Genomic DNA, 16,615 nt, shown 5'->3' with positions numbered 1-16,615 from the left:
TCTCAGGTCTTATCTATTCTTGGTATTATCAATGGCAACACTTGCGGGAATGAGCGGGACGGATGTGACGGCAATGACGGCGGAGTTGTCTTCCCTGCTGCCGCTCTGGATTGGGAAAATATATCAATACGATAATGCGACGTTCGGGATCCGCCTGAACGGTGAGGATAAGGCACGCCATCTTCTGTATATTGTGAAAGGTGTCCGCGCCCATCTGGTACGTTCGCTGCCGGAAGCGCCGAAAAACCCGTCCGGTTTTTCGATGTATCTGCGCAAATTCATCGACGGCGGAAAGGTTCTTGCAATTGAGCAGAAGACGGTCGAGCGGGTTCTGATCATCTCCATTGGCAAGGGGCCCAAAGAGTTCCGGCTGATTATTGAACTGTTCGACGAGGGAAACCTGATTCTCACCGATGAGAATTATGTGATTTTAAATGCGCTTGTGCAGAAGCGGTTCCGCGAGCGGGATGTAGTGGGCGGTGCGGTGTACTCAATGGAGGGTCAGGATCCGTCCCTTCTTTCCTATGATACATTTGCAGAACAGATGACCGCCGACGAGGCGGATATTGTGCGGGTGCTTGCAACCCGGATGCAGCTGGGCGGTCCGACGTCTGAGGAGATATGTGCTCTTTCCGGGGTATCGAAGTCGATGCCCGCGAGGTTTGCGACCGAAGCACAGCTCCGTCCGGTGTATGAGGCGATGATTGCCTATCTTGCCCGGCTGAAGTCCGGGTCGGATCCGGTGATCGATGCCAAGGGGGCGTTTCCGCTGCCGTCGGTTTTGCGGGAGCCGAAAGAGCATTTCCCGACGTTTTCCGCGGCGCTTGAAGCATGGTTCCCGAAGCCGGTTGCCGAGGCGGTTGTGGAGGCGAAGGTAAAACTGTCGCGGGAGGAGCGCATCCGCAGACAGCAGGAGGAAGCGCTGGTTAAGTTTGAGAAGAAGATCTCCGAGGCTATGGAGATCTCAGAAATCATCTATGCGCATTACGGTGAGGTGCAGGAGACGATTGATGTACTGGCGCAGGCGTCGGCAAAGATGTCGTGGCAGGATATTGCCCGGGTGCTGAAGGGTGCGGACACTCCTGCGGCAAAGCGGATTGTGTCGGTGAATCCGGCGGATGCATCGGTTGTGCTGGATCTCGGGGAAAAACACCGGGTAACGGTTTTTGTGCATGAGAGCCTTGAGGCGAATGTGGGCCGGTATTATCAGGTGGCGAAGAAGTTCCGCGCAAAGAAAGAGGGAGCGCTTCGTGCTATGCAGCAGGCTGTTGTGCATCCGGTAAAGCCGAAGGCCCACGGCCCCGGGAAGATGAAGGCAAAGTGGTATCACCGGTTCCGGTGGATGGAGACTTCGGACGGTGTGCTGGTGATCGGCGGCCGGAATGCGGATCAGAATGAAGAGCTGGTGAAGAAGTACATGGAGGGCGGCGATACGTTCCTGCACGCGGACGTGTTTGGTGCGTCGGTGGTTCTGGTGAAGGGAAAGACGGAACGGATGGATGAAGCGGCGCAGTTTGCGGCATCGTATTCGCGTATGTGGGGATCGGGTGCTGCGGCGGGCGATGTGATTGCCGCTGCACCGTCCCAGGTAAGTAAAACTGCGGAGTCGGGCGAGTTTGTGGCGCACGGTTCGTTCGTGATTCGCGGGGAACGGAATTACCTCCGGAATGTGCCGATGGAAGTTGCAATTGGCGTGCAGACAGAGCCGTCTCTTGCGGTTCTGGGGGGAACGCCGTCCGCGATTGAGCCGCGCTGCACGGTGTCGGTTCGTCTGCGCCCGGGTACGTTTGAGGGGAATGATGTGGCGAAGAAGGTTCTGCGCAGGCTGAAAGAGGCTGTCCCTGAGTCGGATCAGAAGATGCTGAAGGCTGTTCTGCATACCGAAGCTGTTGCGGCATTTGTGCCGCCGGGCGGTTCGGATCTGGTGGAGTCATGAAGGCGACGGCAGCAGAGCCGCTGAAGCGTGACGGATTCGGGGAGTATAAACTGATGCCCGAGAGTCTGGACGATCTGTGGCATCTGTCGCATCTGATCTCATGGGGGAATACGGTGTTTGCGGTGACGCTGCGGACAGTGGACGGCCCGAATGATAAACTGCGGGCGGAGAAGCTGGAGAAGCGGCCGGTGCGTATCGGGGTGAAGTGTGAGAAGGTGGAGTTTCTGCCGGACGCGGTCCGTCTGCGGGTGTTCGGGGTGATTGTATTCGGGCCGGATGCAGGTCAGCATCATACCCTGAATATTGAGCCGGGGTATGAGATATCCGTGGTGCGGCAGTGGAAGCTGGTGGATCTGGAGCGGCTGGACCGGGCGGTTGCGTCGTCGGTGCACGGGGTAGTACATATTGCGGCGGTTGAGGACGGGGAGGCGGAGCTGTACCGTATCCGTCAGTACGGGCCGGAGCGGGTTGTCACGCTGACGATCGGGAGCGGAAAGACGGCGGAGATTGATTCGCGGCAGAGTCTGTTTGAGGAGCTGCTGCGGGCGCTTGCGCTGGTGACGGGACCGGTTGTGGTTGCGGGTCCGGGGTTTGTGAAGGAGGATTTTGTAAAGTTTGCGAAGACAAAAGCCCCGGAGACTGCGGAGCGGATGCTGCTTGCGGATACGCGGCGGTCGGGGTACGGTGCGGTACAGGAGGCTATCGGGAACGGGGTGCTGGCCCGGGTCGCAGAGGATCTGCAGCTTGCCCGGGAAGTGCAGGTGATGGACGAAGTGTTTCTGCGGATCGGACAGAACGGTGCGGTGGCGTACGGTGCGGCGGAGGTGAGGAATGCGATTGATTACGGTGCGGCGGAGACGGTGGTTGTTGCGGATACGGAGATTCGGGGAAGCCGTACTGCGCGGATGATTGAGGATGCGGAACGGCTGGGTGCGGGAGTTGTGGTGCTGTCAACGGAGTTTGAGCCGGGAAAACGGCTGCTGGGTCTCGGCGGTGTTGCGGCGCTGCTGCGGTATAAGATTACGGGATAGGAACGGACAAAAGAATCTCTGTTCTTCTTTTTTCCGGAGAGGCGATGTGTGAACCTGCCGGGAGTTTATCTCATCCAGACTCCATAAACACAGACGCCCCTCTCTCCCCTAATAATCAAAAACAAACACCGCACAATTCTCCATAAAAAAGATATTTTTCCGCAGAACCTCCTTCCGAAGGTCCTTTGTTCTGGGAAAATCTGCGTGCCTGTTCAAAAGGAGCAAAGCACACCGTCAGAGACGGCGTGCGATTGTCAGGTACCCGGTATGGGAAACCTTCGTTGAGGGACGGGTTCCCCGTGCGCTTCGTGTCAGCTCCCGCTCCATACACTCAAACGTCTGCACAGCGTCCTCGCCGAACAGCCGCCGTGCTGTATCCATTACGCAGAAGGTCTGTTCCAGAAACGGCGTATAGGTTGCAAAGTATCCGCCGGTGCGGAGCAGCCCGTAGGCATGCTCCACATGCTGCGGCTCAATCATCATATCGAGATGTACCACATCAAACGGCCCGTCCGTGACCTCCAGCACATCACAGGCGCGGCACTCCACATTGGAAAGTCCGGCATCCCGGATATTTCCTGCTGCCGTCCGGGAAAAATCCTCGCGTGCCTCGCAGGTCACTACCGTATCCGCAACACCGCCGAAGAAGATAGCCGCAATCCCCGAACCCGTACCCGCATCCAGCACACGGTCACGGCACGACATCCCCGTATATGCTATCACCATACCGATGTCTTTTGGCATCATCGGCGCGCCGGTACGTTTGCCGTGGGAGAAAAAGTCCGTTGCACGGGGAACCAGCACCGTGAACGGCTTGCCAAGATGCGTCTGGACCACATCGCCGCTTTCCAGCTCCGCAACCGCCGCAAGATCGATCATTCCGAGATCCGTCGAGAGCTTTCCCTCTCCGGCACGCACGTAGTACTCCCGCCCGTGTCCCCGGACAATCACTCTGTTTGGTCCGATCATTCTATTGCCGTCAGTTTCAGGATTGCCTCGGCAATATCGCCGTTGCACTCCTCAAGGGCCGCGCGTGCCGCATCAGGGGGCACCGATGTCTGGGATGCAACCAGTTCCACATCAGACTCGGGGATCTCCACCTTCGCCGGCTCAAACCGCGGAGTACCGGACAACTGATAGGAAGTCTGCCCCTGCATCGTAATACCGACCACCTCGGCAGGCTCAAAGACATAGTTTCCGGAGGGCGTATAGACAACAACCCTCTGGACATCCTCTATCTCCTCCATCTTCATGCCCATCTTTTTCATCGCGGCTTTCATCTGTTTCGGATTAATACCTGGCATCATAGTTTTCAACCAATCCTCGTTACTGTTTTTATCCAATGATTCTTAATGCCATCGGGCTTACTGCCGGTTCTTCCCCTGCCGCACCTTCACCGCGGTTCCGTAGGAAAAACCGAGCATCTCCGTTCCCGCAAGAATAGCCATGCCGGTAGCAAGCAGATTGTCGTCTGCATCCACCACGAACACCTCGTCCTCTGCCATGATCTCCGGATCACTTGCGATCACATGTTTTGCCATCGCATTTTTTCCGTCCAGAATGAACGGTACTGCATCCTCCATCACCACAACGCGGTTCTTCGGTGCCGCAAGAAATGCATGCAGACGTTCCGCCGCCGGATACCCGAGCGTCAGTCTGCCGTCTCCCGCACGCACGGTAACAAGACGGGTTTTGCCGAGATTTGCATACCGGATACGTTTCGTATTGGAGTAGGAAAATGTCGTCTCATCGGGAAACATCGCCTCTCCCGCTCCTCTGCCGAACTGAAAATCAGCGATGCGGCGCACCCGCTGCAAACTGACCGGCAATAAGCTCGTTAACTCTTCTGATGAAATCATCTTCACAACCTTTGGGGATATATGCCCCCGCAGCAATATTATGTCCTCCGCCTGCACCATTGAACTCTGCTGCGGCCACCGCCAGGGCCGCCTGCAGATCAACACCGCACCGGAGCACTTTTTCATAGGTCCGCATGGAAATTTTTACCAGATCCGGCTCGTCCGCAACATTGCACAGCACCATAATGGGCTTTGTCGTATCAAGTTTGGACAATGCCATCCCCGCACCGATACCAACAATGGTATCAGGATACGCATCTCCCGTATGAATCCACTGCATACTGCCCGCATCTGTAACGCCGGTGTCGAGGATGTACTCGCACAACTCGCGGATAATCGAGCGGTGATGACGGAGCATATGTTCGGCCTCGCGGTACTGCTGGCCGCGGTCGCCGAAACAGACGGCCTCTCCGATCTTCGGTTTTGCCCATCGTCCGCAGGCGTTGAGCATCGTCGCATACTCCGATGCATTGCGCAGCGGGGATTTTTCGGTCTCATGCGGGAAGAAGTACAACTCTGCAAACAGTCGTTCGGTTGATTCTCCGTTTGCAATCATCTGTTCGGCAACAACACTTGCCAGAAGTTTTGCCTCGTCCGCATGCAGGTCCTCCCAGACCCGCTGGTCGGACGGTTTTTCGTAGATACCAAGCCGGATCAAAAGATCAGCTGCGGCCTTCGGGTCCCCGGAGATTCCCGGAAGGATTGGGTCGTCACTGTTTGCAAGGCAGAGATGCAGGGGGCGCGTGGACAGACCGTAACAGTTGAGACCTTTGGTGATGCGGACACGGCCCGACTCCACACCGTCATCGGCGATCCACCGGGCAATTCCCACCAGGCCGCAGGTCTCGCGTGCCATCATGTCGCCGACGTTGCCGACCACGGCAAGCTCGGCGAGATCGGCGTTGGCCGGGTCCAGCTTTCTTGCAACCAGATAGGCAACACCCGCGGCGGAACACTTGGCATACTCCGGGCCGTAGAACTGGGAGTTCACCTGGGAGTACTGTGTGCCGCCCGGTGCCGGCTGGTTGATATGATGGTCAAGAATCAGGACATTGTCGGCGGGAAGTCCTGCTTCTTCCATGAGATTCTGCTGACCTGCACCGAGATCGGTGAATATCTTCAGGGTGTCGTCGTTTGGTACGTGCCGCATGGTCAGCGGTTCCAGCTGCCGGACAAAAACCGGGGTTACGGGGATGCCGAGCCGGGAAATTGCCTGAGCGGTGATTGCCTCGCTTGTGATGCCGTCTGCATCAATGTGCGAGACAAGTGTTACTGCGTCTGCATTTCTGATCATGCCGGTCGCGGTACTGATGTCCTCGATGAACCCCATTTCTCTTTGTACTTGGTGCTGCGGCAAACTATAGGTATGGTTTATCGTGGTGTTGTCCGGTGCGATGACGAAAATATTTTGTTGGTTTTTTTCGGAAACTGTACCGGGAAGGAGCAGGAGGGGATAGTTTATCTTTTCGCAGGCAAACGTATCTACTACGAAAAATGCGGGAACTATCAGCATTTGGTCTGTCAGGCATCATCTCAGCAGATGACATGCGGGTCGTTGACAAAAATGCGGACGGCTGGGGTATCTCTGCGCTCCAGCGCATGGAGAGTGCGGGGTCTGCTCTTGCCGCCGCTGTCAGGGATGAACGTCCGGGCCGTGTTGCAATCCTCTGCGGTACCGGCAACAATGCGGGCGACGGGTTCTGCGCCGCACGGCATCTTGCAAACGAGACGGACGTTCTTGTCTTCTGTGCGGGCGATCCAAAAACCCCTGAAGCCCGTGCCCAGTTTGCCGCCCTTGCCGCATGTCCGGTGACGATTACGGATACCGCGGTACCGGAGCTGTTCAGCTGTGACGTGATCGTGGACGCGCTGCTCGGCACCGGTGCACGTCTTCCACTCAAAGAGCCGTATGCAGGTCTCATCTCCCGTATGAACGCGTCGTCAGCCCGCATTATTGCCTGTGATGTGCCGACTCCGGGCTGCCGTGCCGATCGCATTGCCGCGTTCCATCTCGCAAAAACTCCGGGGTCCGAGGTGTACAACATCGGCATTCCGCTCGCTGCCGAAGTATTCTGCGGGGAAGGCGACCTCCTTCTGGTCCCCCGAAAACCAGCCGGTTCCCATAAAGGATCCGGCGGGACGGTACTCGTTGTCGGCGGCGGGCCGTATCAGGGCGCACCGTTCCTTGCAGGAGTGGCGGCACTGCGTGCCGGAGCCGACATTGTCCGTGTCGCATCCCCGGCTGACGGCTTTCTGCCGGACATCATCCACGACCGGCTTTCGGGCGATCATATCTGCGAGGAACACCGCGAGCACCTCCTCTCTCTTGCAGAGAAGTCCGACGCCGTGGTCTGCGGGCCGGGACTTGGTACCGCAGCAGAGAGTCTTGCGGTTGCCGCCGAAGTGGTCCGGGCTGCAAAAAAAGCGGTTGTGGACGCTGATCTTCTCCGCGGTTCGCTTCCCCGCGCAGCAGCTGAGACCATCTACACGCCGCATGCCGGCGAGTTCGCCCGTGTCTTCGGCGCGGTTCCGGAAGGGCTGGCGGTACGGGGCGAGGCGGTCCGTGCGGCTGCTGCGGCTGCGGGCGGCGTTGTTCTGCTGAAAGGAGCGGTTGACACCATCTCGGACGGACGCCGCGTGCGGTTCAACAGATCCGGCGCTTCCGGCATGACCACCGGCGGCACCGGCGATGTGCTCGCCGGTTGTGCCGGCGGTCTTCTTGCGCGCATGCAGGCCATGCCTGCTGCATGCGCCGCCGCATACGCCGTCGGTGTTACCGGTGAAACCCTCTGCGCAGAACTCGGTGAAGGTCTCCTCGCAACCGATCTTCTTAGACATCTTGCGCACACATTATACACAGAGTTGTGATTTTCATGCCCACATTTACCCACCTCAACGAGAAGAACGAAGTACATATGGTTGACGTCACGCCAAAGCCGGATGTTCCCCGCGAGGCAACTGCCAGCGGCAGAATCTATCTCCGGCCCGAAACCCTCAAAGCAATTGCGGAAGGGACGGTGGTGAAAGGCAACGTTCTTGCAACTGCACAGGTTGCCGGAACCATGGCCGTCAAACAGACATGGGCACTCATCCCCATGTGCCACCCGATTCCGGTCGGTGCGGTTACGGTCTCTTTTGTCCAGACCGGTGAGTACATTGAAATCTCCTGTCGTGTGAAGACCTTCGGCAAAACCGGTATTGAAATGGAAGCGCTCACCGGTGCATCCGTTGCCCTTCTGACCATCTGGGACATGGTCAAATCCGCTGAAAAGGATGAAAACGGTCAGTACCCGGTAACCCGCATCGAAGGCGTCCATGTCGTGGAAAAGATCAAGGGGGATGCGGAGTAACGCATCCTTTTGTTTTTTGTTTCAAACGTCACGATCCCCGGTATTGCCCACAAAGCCCTGATACCCACGGAAAACACTGAAACATCACGGAACAGTGAACCCGGCGCTCAGACATCCCGGACACAAACCCGCAGTTTCGCGAGGTTTTTCCAGTATGTCTCCTGATCCGTCTCCGGTGCTGTTCCCGCGCAGAACACATCCTCGGGATCAAACAGCCGGCATGCTCCGGCGAGTGCTTCACCTGTCGGATCCGTTACATACACCTGCCGTATCGTATAACTGTCGGCAAGTTCTGCAAGGCGCGGAACAGCATCCGCAGAGAGAATCAGATCCCGCTGCACCTCCAGAACATCCTCCAGAAACGCATCCGGCACGAAACGAAGAAACCGCTTTCCGGAGAAATGTTCCTGATCTATTGCATCAGGTACCCCATCATACACAAGTACATGTCCGGCAGCGCCGGTATCCCGCATAACCCGGCAGACCCTGGTCACTGCGTCTGCGACCGCTTCGGATGCGGTATCCTCATCCGCAAAGTAGCCGTCCGTAAGATGCAGAGCCTGCGGTGACGGAACCGCCCACCAGCACCCTTTCCGTATCTTCGCTGCGGTCATACAGTCCGCAGAAATATCCGCCGTATGCAGATCGAACTCTCCGGAGATCCGCTGTTCGGATACATTGGGAAACGCTGCCAGCATCCGGTCACCGTACCACATTCCGCCTGCCGCAGGAACCCAGACCTCCGGTCCCTGTGCCCGGAGAGTCTCCTCCACTTCCCAGGTGGTCAGATCCGCCGCGGTCCCTGCATGCCGCCGTATCCAGTCACCAAGCTCACCGGCCTCCGGTATCGCAGGTTTCGCCGATCCGAGGCTTCTTACCCGAAACGACAGTTCACGCATCAATACTCACTATTCAGCAGATGCGTATTGAAACTATTTAATGATGCCTCCCTTTCAGCGCTGCACCTTTTCTCTGGGCCCAAAACCTCCCTTGCATTCGGATTGGATCAGGTTTATTGCATTCTGCCACACACGTAAACACCAGAATGGCTGCGACGATCCGCTACGGATTACCGGGAACCGCCCGTGATGCATATACTGCGGAGTTTCTCGCGGAATCCAAAGACCACCCGGCAGGAGTTTGGATGATTCTGCCGGTAAACCGTCTGGCAGAAACCGTGAAGCAGGACATAACCGCACGAAAAATTCCGTTCATCCCTTCCCGCATCACAACCATTGCCGGATTTGCCGAGACCGTGGTAGCCACGGCATATCCCGGCGTGCGTATTCTCTCTCCCGTTGAGCAGAAGCTCATCTTTTCCCGGATTGCCGAAACCAATCCTGAGATGTGCCGCCTGCTCTCGCCCAAAGCAGACCCTGCGGACGGCCCCGGAAAATCCGTGGGTTTTGCATCGGTGGAAAATCTCGTCACGCTCTACAACACGCTCAGGTTCCGCAATGCCGTGCTCCCGAAAGGAAGCGACAGACTCGCAGCCCTTGCATCGGTATTTACTGCATATGAGACCTTCTGTGACACCGAACAGACCGCGGATGCACCTGCCGTCCTCCGGCTCGCCGCAGACGCCGTCCGCAGCGGCAGGTTTCCGCTGCAATCCGTGTACCTCTACGGCATCTTCTCGCCAAAAGAACGTGAGACGGAACTGCTGGACGCAGTACGCACTGCGGCAGACCGGCTCTCTGAGTTTGTTCCGTATGCTGCAAACGACAAAATTTTTCCGCCGCAGGAAGGCGTACCGCCTGCCGGAAACAGGGCCGGAGCGTTTGCTGAATCGGTGTTTCAGCGGCTTTCCGTCTCACCCGATCTGCCGATCAAAAAGATCGGCGTGTTTCCTGACCGCACCGCTGAACTCTCCGCGATTGCCGAAGAGATCTGCTGCCTCATCGAAAATGGAGTACAACCCGGAGATATTGCGGTGCTCACCCCGGAAGTTCCGCTGTATGCCGAGCTTGCCGGAGAGTTGTTCCCGGATTTTTCCGCAAACGGACAGCCCCCGGAGTTTACCAGTTCCATCGGTCACCCGCTGTTCCGCAGCAGGTCCATAGCCGCTGTCTTTTCCCTGCTGAAAACGGTTCTTGGAAACTACACCGCTCCGGACATGACAACCCTCTTCTCCTATCCGTACTTCTCCTGGGGGGAGCGGTACATCCCGCCCCGGGATCTCACCTGGCTCTCCCGCGCTGCCGGAATCACCGGCGGCAGGCGGCAGTGGCTGGAGTATCCGAAACGTCTTCGCGCAGGATTTGCGGCAGGCATGAATGATCCCGGCATTCCCGCTCCGGAAAAAACGGAGCTTGCGGCAAAAGTGCAGCGGATCGATATCCTCCTGAAAAAACTTGAGGATGTGTTCTCCCTGCTGGACCGTCTCGGTCGAAAAAAGCGTTCCGTCGCGGAGTTTGTCACCGTCCTGCGCCGCATCCTTGCCGAGCTCGGCTACCCGCAGGGTCATCTCGGCAGACGTCTTCCGCCGGAAGACGCGGCTGCCGTTGAACGTTTCTCCGCGGTTCTTGCAGACATTGACGCCGCAGAAACCCTGATACAGCCGGAGCGTATCTCCCCCGGAAAGTTTTATGCGATGCTTTTTGCCTTCGTCCGATCGGTGCAGAGTGTCCCTCCTGCTGCCGGAAATCCCCACAATACGGTGAAAATTCTTGGGTTCCGGGAAATTGTTCACCAGACCATACCGCATGTCTTCCTTGCCGGTCTCACTGCGGATGTGCTGCCCCGTGTGCATCCCCGGCTGCCGTTCCTGACCATGGCAGAGACGCTGGAAGCAGGAACGCAGACCTACGAAGAGACCCTCAGAGAGGAACGGTATGCGTTTTTGTCGGCGGTTCTTGCCGGCGAAAAATCCGTGTATCTTTCCGCTCCCGCAAGTGATGAGGGAACGACAAAAATTCCGTCCGCATGGATGCAGATGTTTGATCTGCCGGGTACCGAATGGACCTGCGGCGAACTCCGCCACTCGGCGTCTTGGCTTTCGGAATATGCAGGCCGCCTGATTGCGGAAGGAACATGGGAGGAAGGTCTTGACTGTTCCCGTCTTCCGGATCTGTCCGATGCGGCACGGAGAATCGGAATCGAGACGGTCGCGCGTTCCGGTGCTCCTGCAACCGTGTATGACGCGGTTTTTTCCTCTCATCCGCTTCAGGAACAGTTCAAAGCCCGGTACAGTGCGGCGGCATGTTTTACCGTAACGGATCTGGAGCGGTATGCCGCCTGTCCGTTCCGCTGGTACACGGAACTGCATCTGCGGCTGATACCTCATCCCGACCCGGAAAGCGATGAACGGCCGGAGCTGGGGAATGTCATTCACAAAACAATGTACCGGCTGATCACCGAGTCGGAGAACTTCCCGCCGTCGCAGGATACGCGGGATGCCGCCCTAACCGATCTCCTGAGGATTGCGGATGAGGAGTTTGCCAAAACCGGTCTTGCAACACCGAAGTGGCAGAGCCTGCGCAACCGCTACATCGGCACGCCTTCGTATCCGGGCCGGCTTTCCGAGGTGATCGATCACGAGATTGCCCTTGCCGCGTCCGGGAGTGTCACGCCCCAAGAGCTGCTGGAATATCCCTTCTCCATGACGGAAATGCCGGGTGTTCCGCTTCCTGACGGAAGCGAACTGCGGCTGGAGGGAAGAGTGGACCGCATTCGTTTTTCCCATGGAACATACTGCGTAACCGACTACAAAACAGGCCGGGCAAAAACGACTGCGGAGATACAATCCGGCAGATCCCTGCAGCTTCCGCTCTACCTTGCGGCAATGGAACATCTTCATCCCGACTGGACGCGGGGCGGGGGAACCTACTACCGGATAGCGGCGGGCGCGGTTGAAGAGACCGATCCGCTGAGCCGTGATACGGACTGTTTTGTACCCGGTGCCCTGATCCATGCGGCACGCTGCCGTGCCGGTATGCAGCAGGGCAGGTGTCAGCCAATCTACGATAAAGCATCCTGCGAACACTGCCGCGAGCGGTTTATCTGCCGGTTTGACCGCCTGCGGTCTCTGGCCGGAGGGGATATATGATACCGGACCTGACCGTCCGGCAGAAGGAGGCACTTGCAATGGGAAAGAGCCTCTGCGTAACGGCAGGTGCCGGTACCGGCAAGACGTTCCTGCTGAGCAAACGCTATCTGGCGCTTCTGATGCATCTGCGGAAACAAAAAGGTACCGCAACCGTTTCCGAGGTTCTTGCTCTGACCTTCACCGAGAAGGCCGCAAGCGAGATGCGCGAGAGAATTGCGTCCGACATCCATGCGCTTGCCGACGCCGCATCCGGTGCAGACGAGTACCGATTCTGGACCGGTATTCTCGATGAGTTCTTCCGCGCATCTATCACCACGTTTCACGGATTCTGCGCATCGGTTCTGCGGGAGTTCGCGCTGGACGCAGGTCTTGATCCCGGTTTTGACATTCTGGACGAGATGGAAAAGCAGGTACTGACGACAACACTCATCCGCAATGTTCTCATTCGGCCTCCGGAGTCTTTGTATCAGGATTGTGCCCTGCTGTTTGAGGATGTGGCCGTTCCGGAAAAGGTGATTGCCGAACTTCTTCCAAAGTATCCTGAGTTCCGGCACCATTTCCCAAAGACCGAGGAAGAAATGGATGCCTGTATCCGGGAGTGGCGGCGGCTGATGCTTGCGGCTGTCCGGGAACGGCAGGCGGTATTCTTCTCCGGGGATACTCCGGATGCTGTTGCGGATCTGATCGATCTTGCAGAGTGCTACGGAGACTGCACCGATTCCGGCGCAGCGTATCTCCGCCGGATTCTTCCGGCTCTCCGACAGCTTACGGCTGATGCCGATGCGGAAACGTTCTGCACTGCTGTGGCCGCAGTTCAGGAGGCAAACGGAAGCAAAACCGGCGCACGGATCGGCAGTCGGGGCGTGTTCGGTGCAGACCTTGACCGGCTGCGGAGATCGTTTGCCGTGCTGAAGTCTGCGGTGGAGATGGTTCCGAAGGGATGGAATCAGATTCCGGATCCCGACGATGCCTTCTCCCGCGAGAGTGTCCGGGTGATTGCCGCGCTTGGCCGCGTAACCGACGAGGTTTACCGCAGCTACCTCCAGGAGAAACAGCAGCGGGGAGCGCTGGACTTTGAGGACCTCATCCGCATGACCGCAGAGGTTATTGAGATTCCGGGCGTTCTGCATGCACTTCAGCGGCGTTTCTCCTACATCCTCGTTGACGAAGTACAGGACACCGACCCGGCACAGTCTGCCATCGTCTGGAAGATCATCGGTGCTCTTACCCCGTCTAATGATGCGGTCTTCATCGTCGGTGATCCGAAACAGTCGATCTATGCGTTCCGCAACGCCGACATCTGCGAGGTGAACGCCATGCAGGAGAGAATAACCGCCGGCTGCGGGACAGATCCGGTTGCCCTTGACATCAGTTTCCGCAGTACGAAAGAGGTTCTGGGTGTGGTGAACACCATCTTTTCCCGTCTGTTTTCCGAGACCGCCGAGGCATGGGATGTCGGCTATGATCCCATCTCCGTCTCCCCGGAACGCAAAACGGACACAGGAACGGTACAGATTCTCAAAACCATTCCTGACGGATCTTCTCCTGATACGCTTCTTGAAGCACGGGCAATTGCCGCACGTATCCGGGAACTGATCGCCTCGGGCATAATGATCCGGGACGGGGCTAACCTGCGTCCGGCACGGTTCGGGGACGTTGCCGTTCTGCTGGAGACCCGCAACAGTCAGGCGATGATTGAGCATGCCCTGCGTGAGGCGGATGTTCCCTACAGCATCTACAAAAGCCAGGGATTCTACCGCTCGCAGGAGGTTGCCGACATCACCCAGCTTCTCTCGGTTGTTGCCGGTCTGGGCGATGATATTGCGCTCTACGGTGTTCTGCGTTCCCCGTACTTCGGCATTCCGGATACGGAACTCTGCATTGTGGGCGGCGGCAGCTACTATGGACGTGTTCGCCGGTATGCTGCGGAACATCCCGGGTCCCGGATTGCGGCCGCTGCTGCCCGGCTGAAGGAGTGGCAGACCGCTGCCGGAACTGAGCCGCTGCCGGAACTTCTGCGGCGGATTCTGCGCGAATCCGGCATGTACGCGGTGTATGGCGGCATGCAGAACGGCAGGTATGCTCTTGCAAATCTGGAGAAGCTGATCGGACTTGCCCGTTCCCAGGTACGCAGACGCGCGATGCCGCTGCCGGAGTTTGTACGGATGCTTGCAACCGGCGCTGAGCAGGAGATCAAGGAGAGTGTCGCACAGATCGATCTGCCGGAAGGCGATGCGGTACGGATTATGACCGTGCATGCCGCAAAAGGACTGGAGTTCCCGATTGTAATCCTTGCAAATCTTGACAGCACGATCTCTCCTCCCGGAACCGGCCTTGTGCTTGACAAAGATCTCGGTGTGGGTCTGCCGCTCCGGATGTACGGCGCCGGAGACCGGGCTGCGGATACGTTTGTGAAGATGTTCACCCGCGAAGTCCGGGATGCAAAAGAGATTGCAGAGAAGAAACGGCTGTTCTATGTTGCCATGACACGGGCACGGGATCATCTGATTCTGTCCTATGTGCAGGGCAGTAACTTTCCGCCGAAGAACAGCCGTGCCGCATGGCTTGCCGCATATCTCCTCCCGCAGGAGAGTTCATCGTCGTTTACGTTTGCAACGGATGACGGAATCCCGGTTGAGATTTCCGTTACCGAGTATGTTTCTGACGAAAATGCCGTATCTGATACCCCTGTGCCTGCGAAAATCCCGTCTCTTCCCGCAGACTATCAGTATGTCAGGAAAGAGACGGCCAAACGCCGCGACCCCGCAGGACGCCCGGTCAGCGCAACCCGCCTGAACCATCCGGATCGGGAGACCACCTGCACTATATCTGCGTCCGCGGTTTACGGAACGGCTCTGCACGGAGTATTTCAGGGACAGGATGCTGCCATGCTGTGCAGACGTTACCGGCTGAATGCGGAGGCACGTATCTCTCTTGAACATGCATATGAAACATTTCGTACCTCTCCTCTGATGCAGAACGTTGCCGAGGAGTTCTGTGAGCTGCCGTTCTCGGCTGAGATCTGCGGCAGGCAGTGTACCGGTGCTATTGACCGGCTTGTACGGTATACCGACGGAACCTGGCGCATCATCGACTACAAATCCGGTTCCCTGCATACTGCTGGAGCAGACGAACTGAGAAACTACCGGCGTCAGGTCTCCATCTATGCCGCTGCGGTTCGCCGGCTCTTTTTCGTGGAGGCATCCGCCTGCATCTACTTTGCCCAGGACGGCGGCATCATGGAAGTGTCTTTGGATGAATCCGGGTTAGCGGCTTTGTTTGATGACCGGCGGGATGCGGACGAAAGCATGAATATCCGGCAAAGCATATGAATACCTCATGATTCATGTTGGTGTTCTTGGAGCAACCGGCGCTGTCGGTCAGCGTTTTGTCCAGCTCCTCGCAAACCATCCGTGGTTTACCCTCTCGACCCTCACTGCATCCGACCGTTCCGCAGGCAAGACCTACGGATCCGTCGTGAACTGGCGGCTGGACTCCCCGTTTCCGGAGTCTGTTCGGGATATTGTTGTCTCTCCCACCACGGTTGACGCGGTAAAGGACTGCGACATTGTGTTCTCCGCACTTCCTGCGGACATTGCCACAACCCTTGAGTCCGAGATTGCGGACGCAGGTGTTGGTGTCTTCAGTAATGCAAGTTCCCACCGCATGGCCGCAGATGTTCCGCTCATGATTGCCGAGGTCAACCCTGAGCATGCCGCACTCATTGATCTGCAGAAGAAAAACCACAACCGCGATGGTTTCATCGTGACAAACCCGAACTGCTCCACGATTATGCTTGCAACAGCGCTTGCCCCGCTGATGAAGTTCCCGTTCACCACCATCAACGTTGCAACCATGCAGGCGATCTCCGGCGCGGGCTTTGAAGGGGTTCCGGCGTTCGGCATCTACGACAACGTGATACCCTATATCGGATCTGAAGAGGAGAAGATGTCCCGCGAGGCAAACAAGATTCTCGGTACCTTTGACGGCACGCAGATCACCGGAGCGCCGTTTACCGTATCTGCATCCTGCAACCGCGTTCCGGTTATTGACGGGCACACCTTAAATATCTGGATCGATGTTCCGGCAACTCCTGACGAAGTCATTGAAGCCTTCCGGACCTGGCAGCCGCCGTTTTCCGGACTTCCGACCCAGCCGGAAAAAACGATTCTCTATCTTCCGGATGAAAACCGGCCGCAGCCGCGGCTTGACCGCAACCGCGGTAACGGCATGACCGTCTCCGTTGGACGGGTGCGTGACGGCATCAGGTTTGTTGCAATGGGACACAACACCATCCGCGGTGCTGCGGGCGCATCTGTTCTGAACGCCGAGCTTCTGCACACAAAGAAATACTTCTGATGCGGTTCTTTTGGGAACTATCCGGGAAATCA

The 16,615-nt window shown here is 57.6% G+C and carries 12 protein-coding genes; 7 read left to right on the top strand and 5 right to left on the bottom strand.

Features of this window, described 5'->3' with window-relative positions; all coding sequences use genetic code 11:
* The first annotated feature begins 31 nt into the window (after positions 1–31).
* Complete coding sequence (gene rqcH, locus O0S09_RS05775; protein WP_268923017.1) at positions 32–1,936, top strand: ribosome rescue protein RqcH; 1,905 nt, start codon at positions 32–34, stop codon at positions 1,934–1,936.
* Entirely contained in the window at positions 1,933–2,967 is a 1,035-nt protein-coding gene (locus O0S09_RS05770) for an mRNA surveillance protein pelota (RefSeq protein ID WP_268923016.1), read from the top strand. The genes rqcH and O0S09_RS05770 overlap by 4 nt, the downstream gene beginning before the upstream one ends.
* A 234-nt stretch (positions 2,968–3,201) precedes the next feature.
* On the opposite strand, the gene O0S09_RS05765 is transcribed toward O0S09_RS05770, so the two are convergent.
* Genes O0S09_RS05765 through recJ form a run of 4 tightly spaced genes read right to left on the bottom strand, consistent with a single transcriptional unit; the run spans position 3,202 to position 6,156 of the window.
* Positions 3,202–3,936 (bottom strand): methyltransferase domain-containing protein, encoded by a 735-nt coding sequence (locus O0S09_RS05765; RefSeq protein WP_268923015.1) that lies wholly within the window; start codon positions 3,934–3,936, stop codon positions 3,202–3,204.
* A complete protein-coding gene (locus O0S09_RS05760; RefSeq protein WP_268923014.1) occupies positions 3,933–4,274 on the bottom strand; it encodes a nascent polypeptide-associated complex protein in 342 nt (113 codons plus the stop codon). The genes O0S09_RS05765 and O0S09_RS05760 overlap by 4 nt, the downstream gene beginning before the upstream one ends.
* A 57-nt stretch (positions 4,275–4,331) precedes the next feature.
* Positions 4,332–4,727, bottom strand: a complete 396-nt coding sequence (locus O0S09_RS05755; protein WP_338148503.1) for a PUA domain-containing protein — start codon at positions 4,725–4,727, stop codon at positions 4,332–4,334.
* 31 nt (positions 4,728–4,758) lie between these two features.
* Positions 4,759–6,156, bottom strand: coding sequence for a RecJ family nuclease (gene recJ / locus O0S09_RS05750; RefSeq protein WP_268923012.1), 1,398 nt, complete (start codon positions 6,154–6,156; stop codon positions 4,759–4,761).
* A gap of 164 nt (positions 6,157–6,320) precedes the next feature.
* Here recJ and O0S09_RS05745 point away from each other — a divergent pair, with 164 nt between their 5' ends.
* Together O0S09_RS05745 and moaC are read left to right on the top strand one after the other, a co-directional pair.
* Entirely contained in the window at positions 6,321–7,694 is a 1,374-nt protein-coding gene (locus tag O0S09_RS05745) for an NAD(P)H-hydrate dehydratase (RefSeq protein WP_268923010.1), read from the top strand.
* Positions 7,695–7,699: 5 nt separating this feature from the next.
* Complete coding sequence (gene moaC / locus O0S09_RS05740) at positions 7,700–8,176, top strand: cyclic pyranopterin monophosphate synthase MoaC (RefSeq protein WP_268923009.1); 477 nt, start codon at positions 7,700–7,702, stop codon at positions 8,174–8,176.
* A 107-nt stretch (positions 8,177–8,283) separates the two neighbouring features.
* Here moaC and O0S09_RS05735 read toward each other — a convergent pair whose 3' ends face one another.
* The gene (locus O0S09_RS05735; protein ID WP_268923008.1) at positions 8,284–9,078 is read right to left on the bottom strand and encodes a hypothetical protein; all 795 of its coding nucleotides are present in this window, start codon (positions 9,076–9,078) and stop codon (positions 8,284–8,286) included.
* A 143-nt stretch (positions 9,079–9,221) separates the two neighbouring features.
* Between O0S09_RS05735 and O0S09_RS05730 the strand changes: the two genes are divergently transcribed.
* Genes O0S09_RS05730 through asd form a run of 3 tightly spaced genes read left to right on the top strand, consistent with a single transcriptional unit; the run spans position 9,222 to position 16,583 of the window.
* A complete protein-coding gene (locus tag O0S09_RS05730) occupies positions 9,222–12,224 on the top strand; it encodes a PD-(D/E)XK nuclease family protein (RefSeq protein ID WP_268923007.1) in 3,003 nt (1,000 codons plus the stop codon).
* Positions 12,221–15,556, top strand: a complete 3,336-nt coding sequence (locus tag O0S09_RS05725; protein ID WP_268923006.1) for a UvrD-helicase domain-containing protein — start codon at positions 12,221–12,223, stop codon at positions 15,554–15,556. Before O0S09_RS05730 ends, O0S09_RS05725 begins: the two co-directional genes overlap by 4 nt.
* A 7-nt stretch (positions 15,557–15,563) precedes the next feature.
* The gene (asd, locus tag O0S09_RS05720; protein WP_268923005.1) at positions 15,564–16,583 is read left to right on the top strand and encodes an aspartate-semialdehyde dehydrogenase; all 1,020 of its coding nucleotides are present in this window, start codon (positions 15,564–15,566) and stop codon (positions 16,581–16,583) included.
* Positions 16,584–16,615 lie beyond the last annotated feature (32 nt).

The organism is Methanocorpusculum vombati (genome assembly GCF_026891935.1).
In the GTDB taxonomy this organism is placed as follows: Archaea; Halobacteriota; Methanomicrobia; order Methanomicrobiales; family Methanocorpusculaceae; genus Methanocorpusculum; species Methanocorpusculum vombati.
This window is presented reverse-complemented; position numbering and strand designations above follow the sequence as displayed.

Coding starts and splice junctions, on each gene's coding strand:
- rqcH (WP_268923017.1), top strand. CDS start 32: ATGGCAACACTTGCGGGAATGAGCGGGACGGATGTGACGGCAATGACG.
- O0S09_RS05770 (WP_268923016.1), top strand. CDS start 1,933: ATGAAGGCGACGGCAGCAGAGCCGCTGAAGCGTGACGGATTCGGGGAG.
- O0S09_RS05765 (WP_268923015.1), bottom strand. CDS start 3,936: ATGATCGGACCAAACAGAGTGATTGTCCGGGGACACGGGCGGGAGTAC.
- O0S09_RS05760 (WP_268923014.1), bottom strand. CDS start 4,274: ATGATGCCAGGTATTAATCCGAAACAGATGAAAGCCGCGATGAAAAAG.
- O0S09_RS05755 (WP_338148503.1), bottom strand. CDS start 4,727: ATGTTTCCCGATGAGACGACATTTTCCTACTCCAATACGAAACGTATC.
- recJ (WP_268923012.1), bottom strand. CDS start 6,156: ATGGGGTTCATCGAGGACATCAGTACCGCGACCGGCATGATCAGAAAT.
- O0S09_RS05745 (WP_268923010.1), top strand. CDS start 6,321: ATGCGGGAACTATCAGCATTTGGTCTGTCAGGCATCATCTCAGCAGAT.
- moaC (WP_268923009.1), top strand. CDS start 7,700: ATGCCCACATTTACCCACCTCAACGAGAAGAACGAAGTACATATGGTT.
- O0S09_RS05730 (WP_268923007.1), top strand. CDS start 9,222: ATGGCTGCGACGATCCGCTACGGATTACCGGGAACCGCCCGTGATGCA.
- O0S09_RS05725 (WP_268923006.1), top strand. CDS start 12,221: ATGATACCGGACCTGACCGTCCGGCAGAAGGAGGCACTTGCAATGGGA.
- asd (WP_268923005.1), top strand. CDS start 15,564: ATGATTCATGTTGGTGTTCTTGGAGCAACCGGCGCTGTCGGTCAGCGT.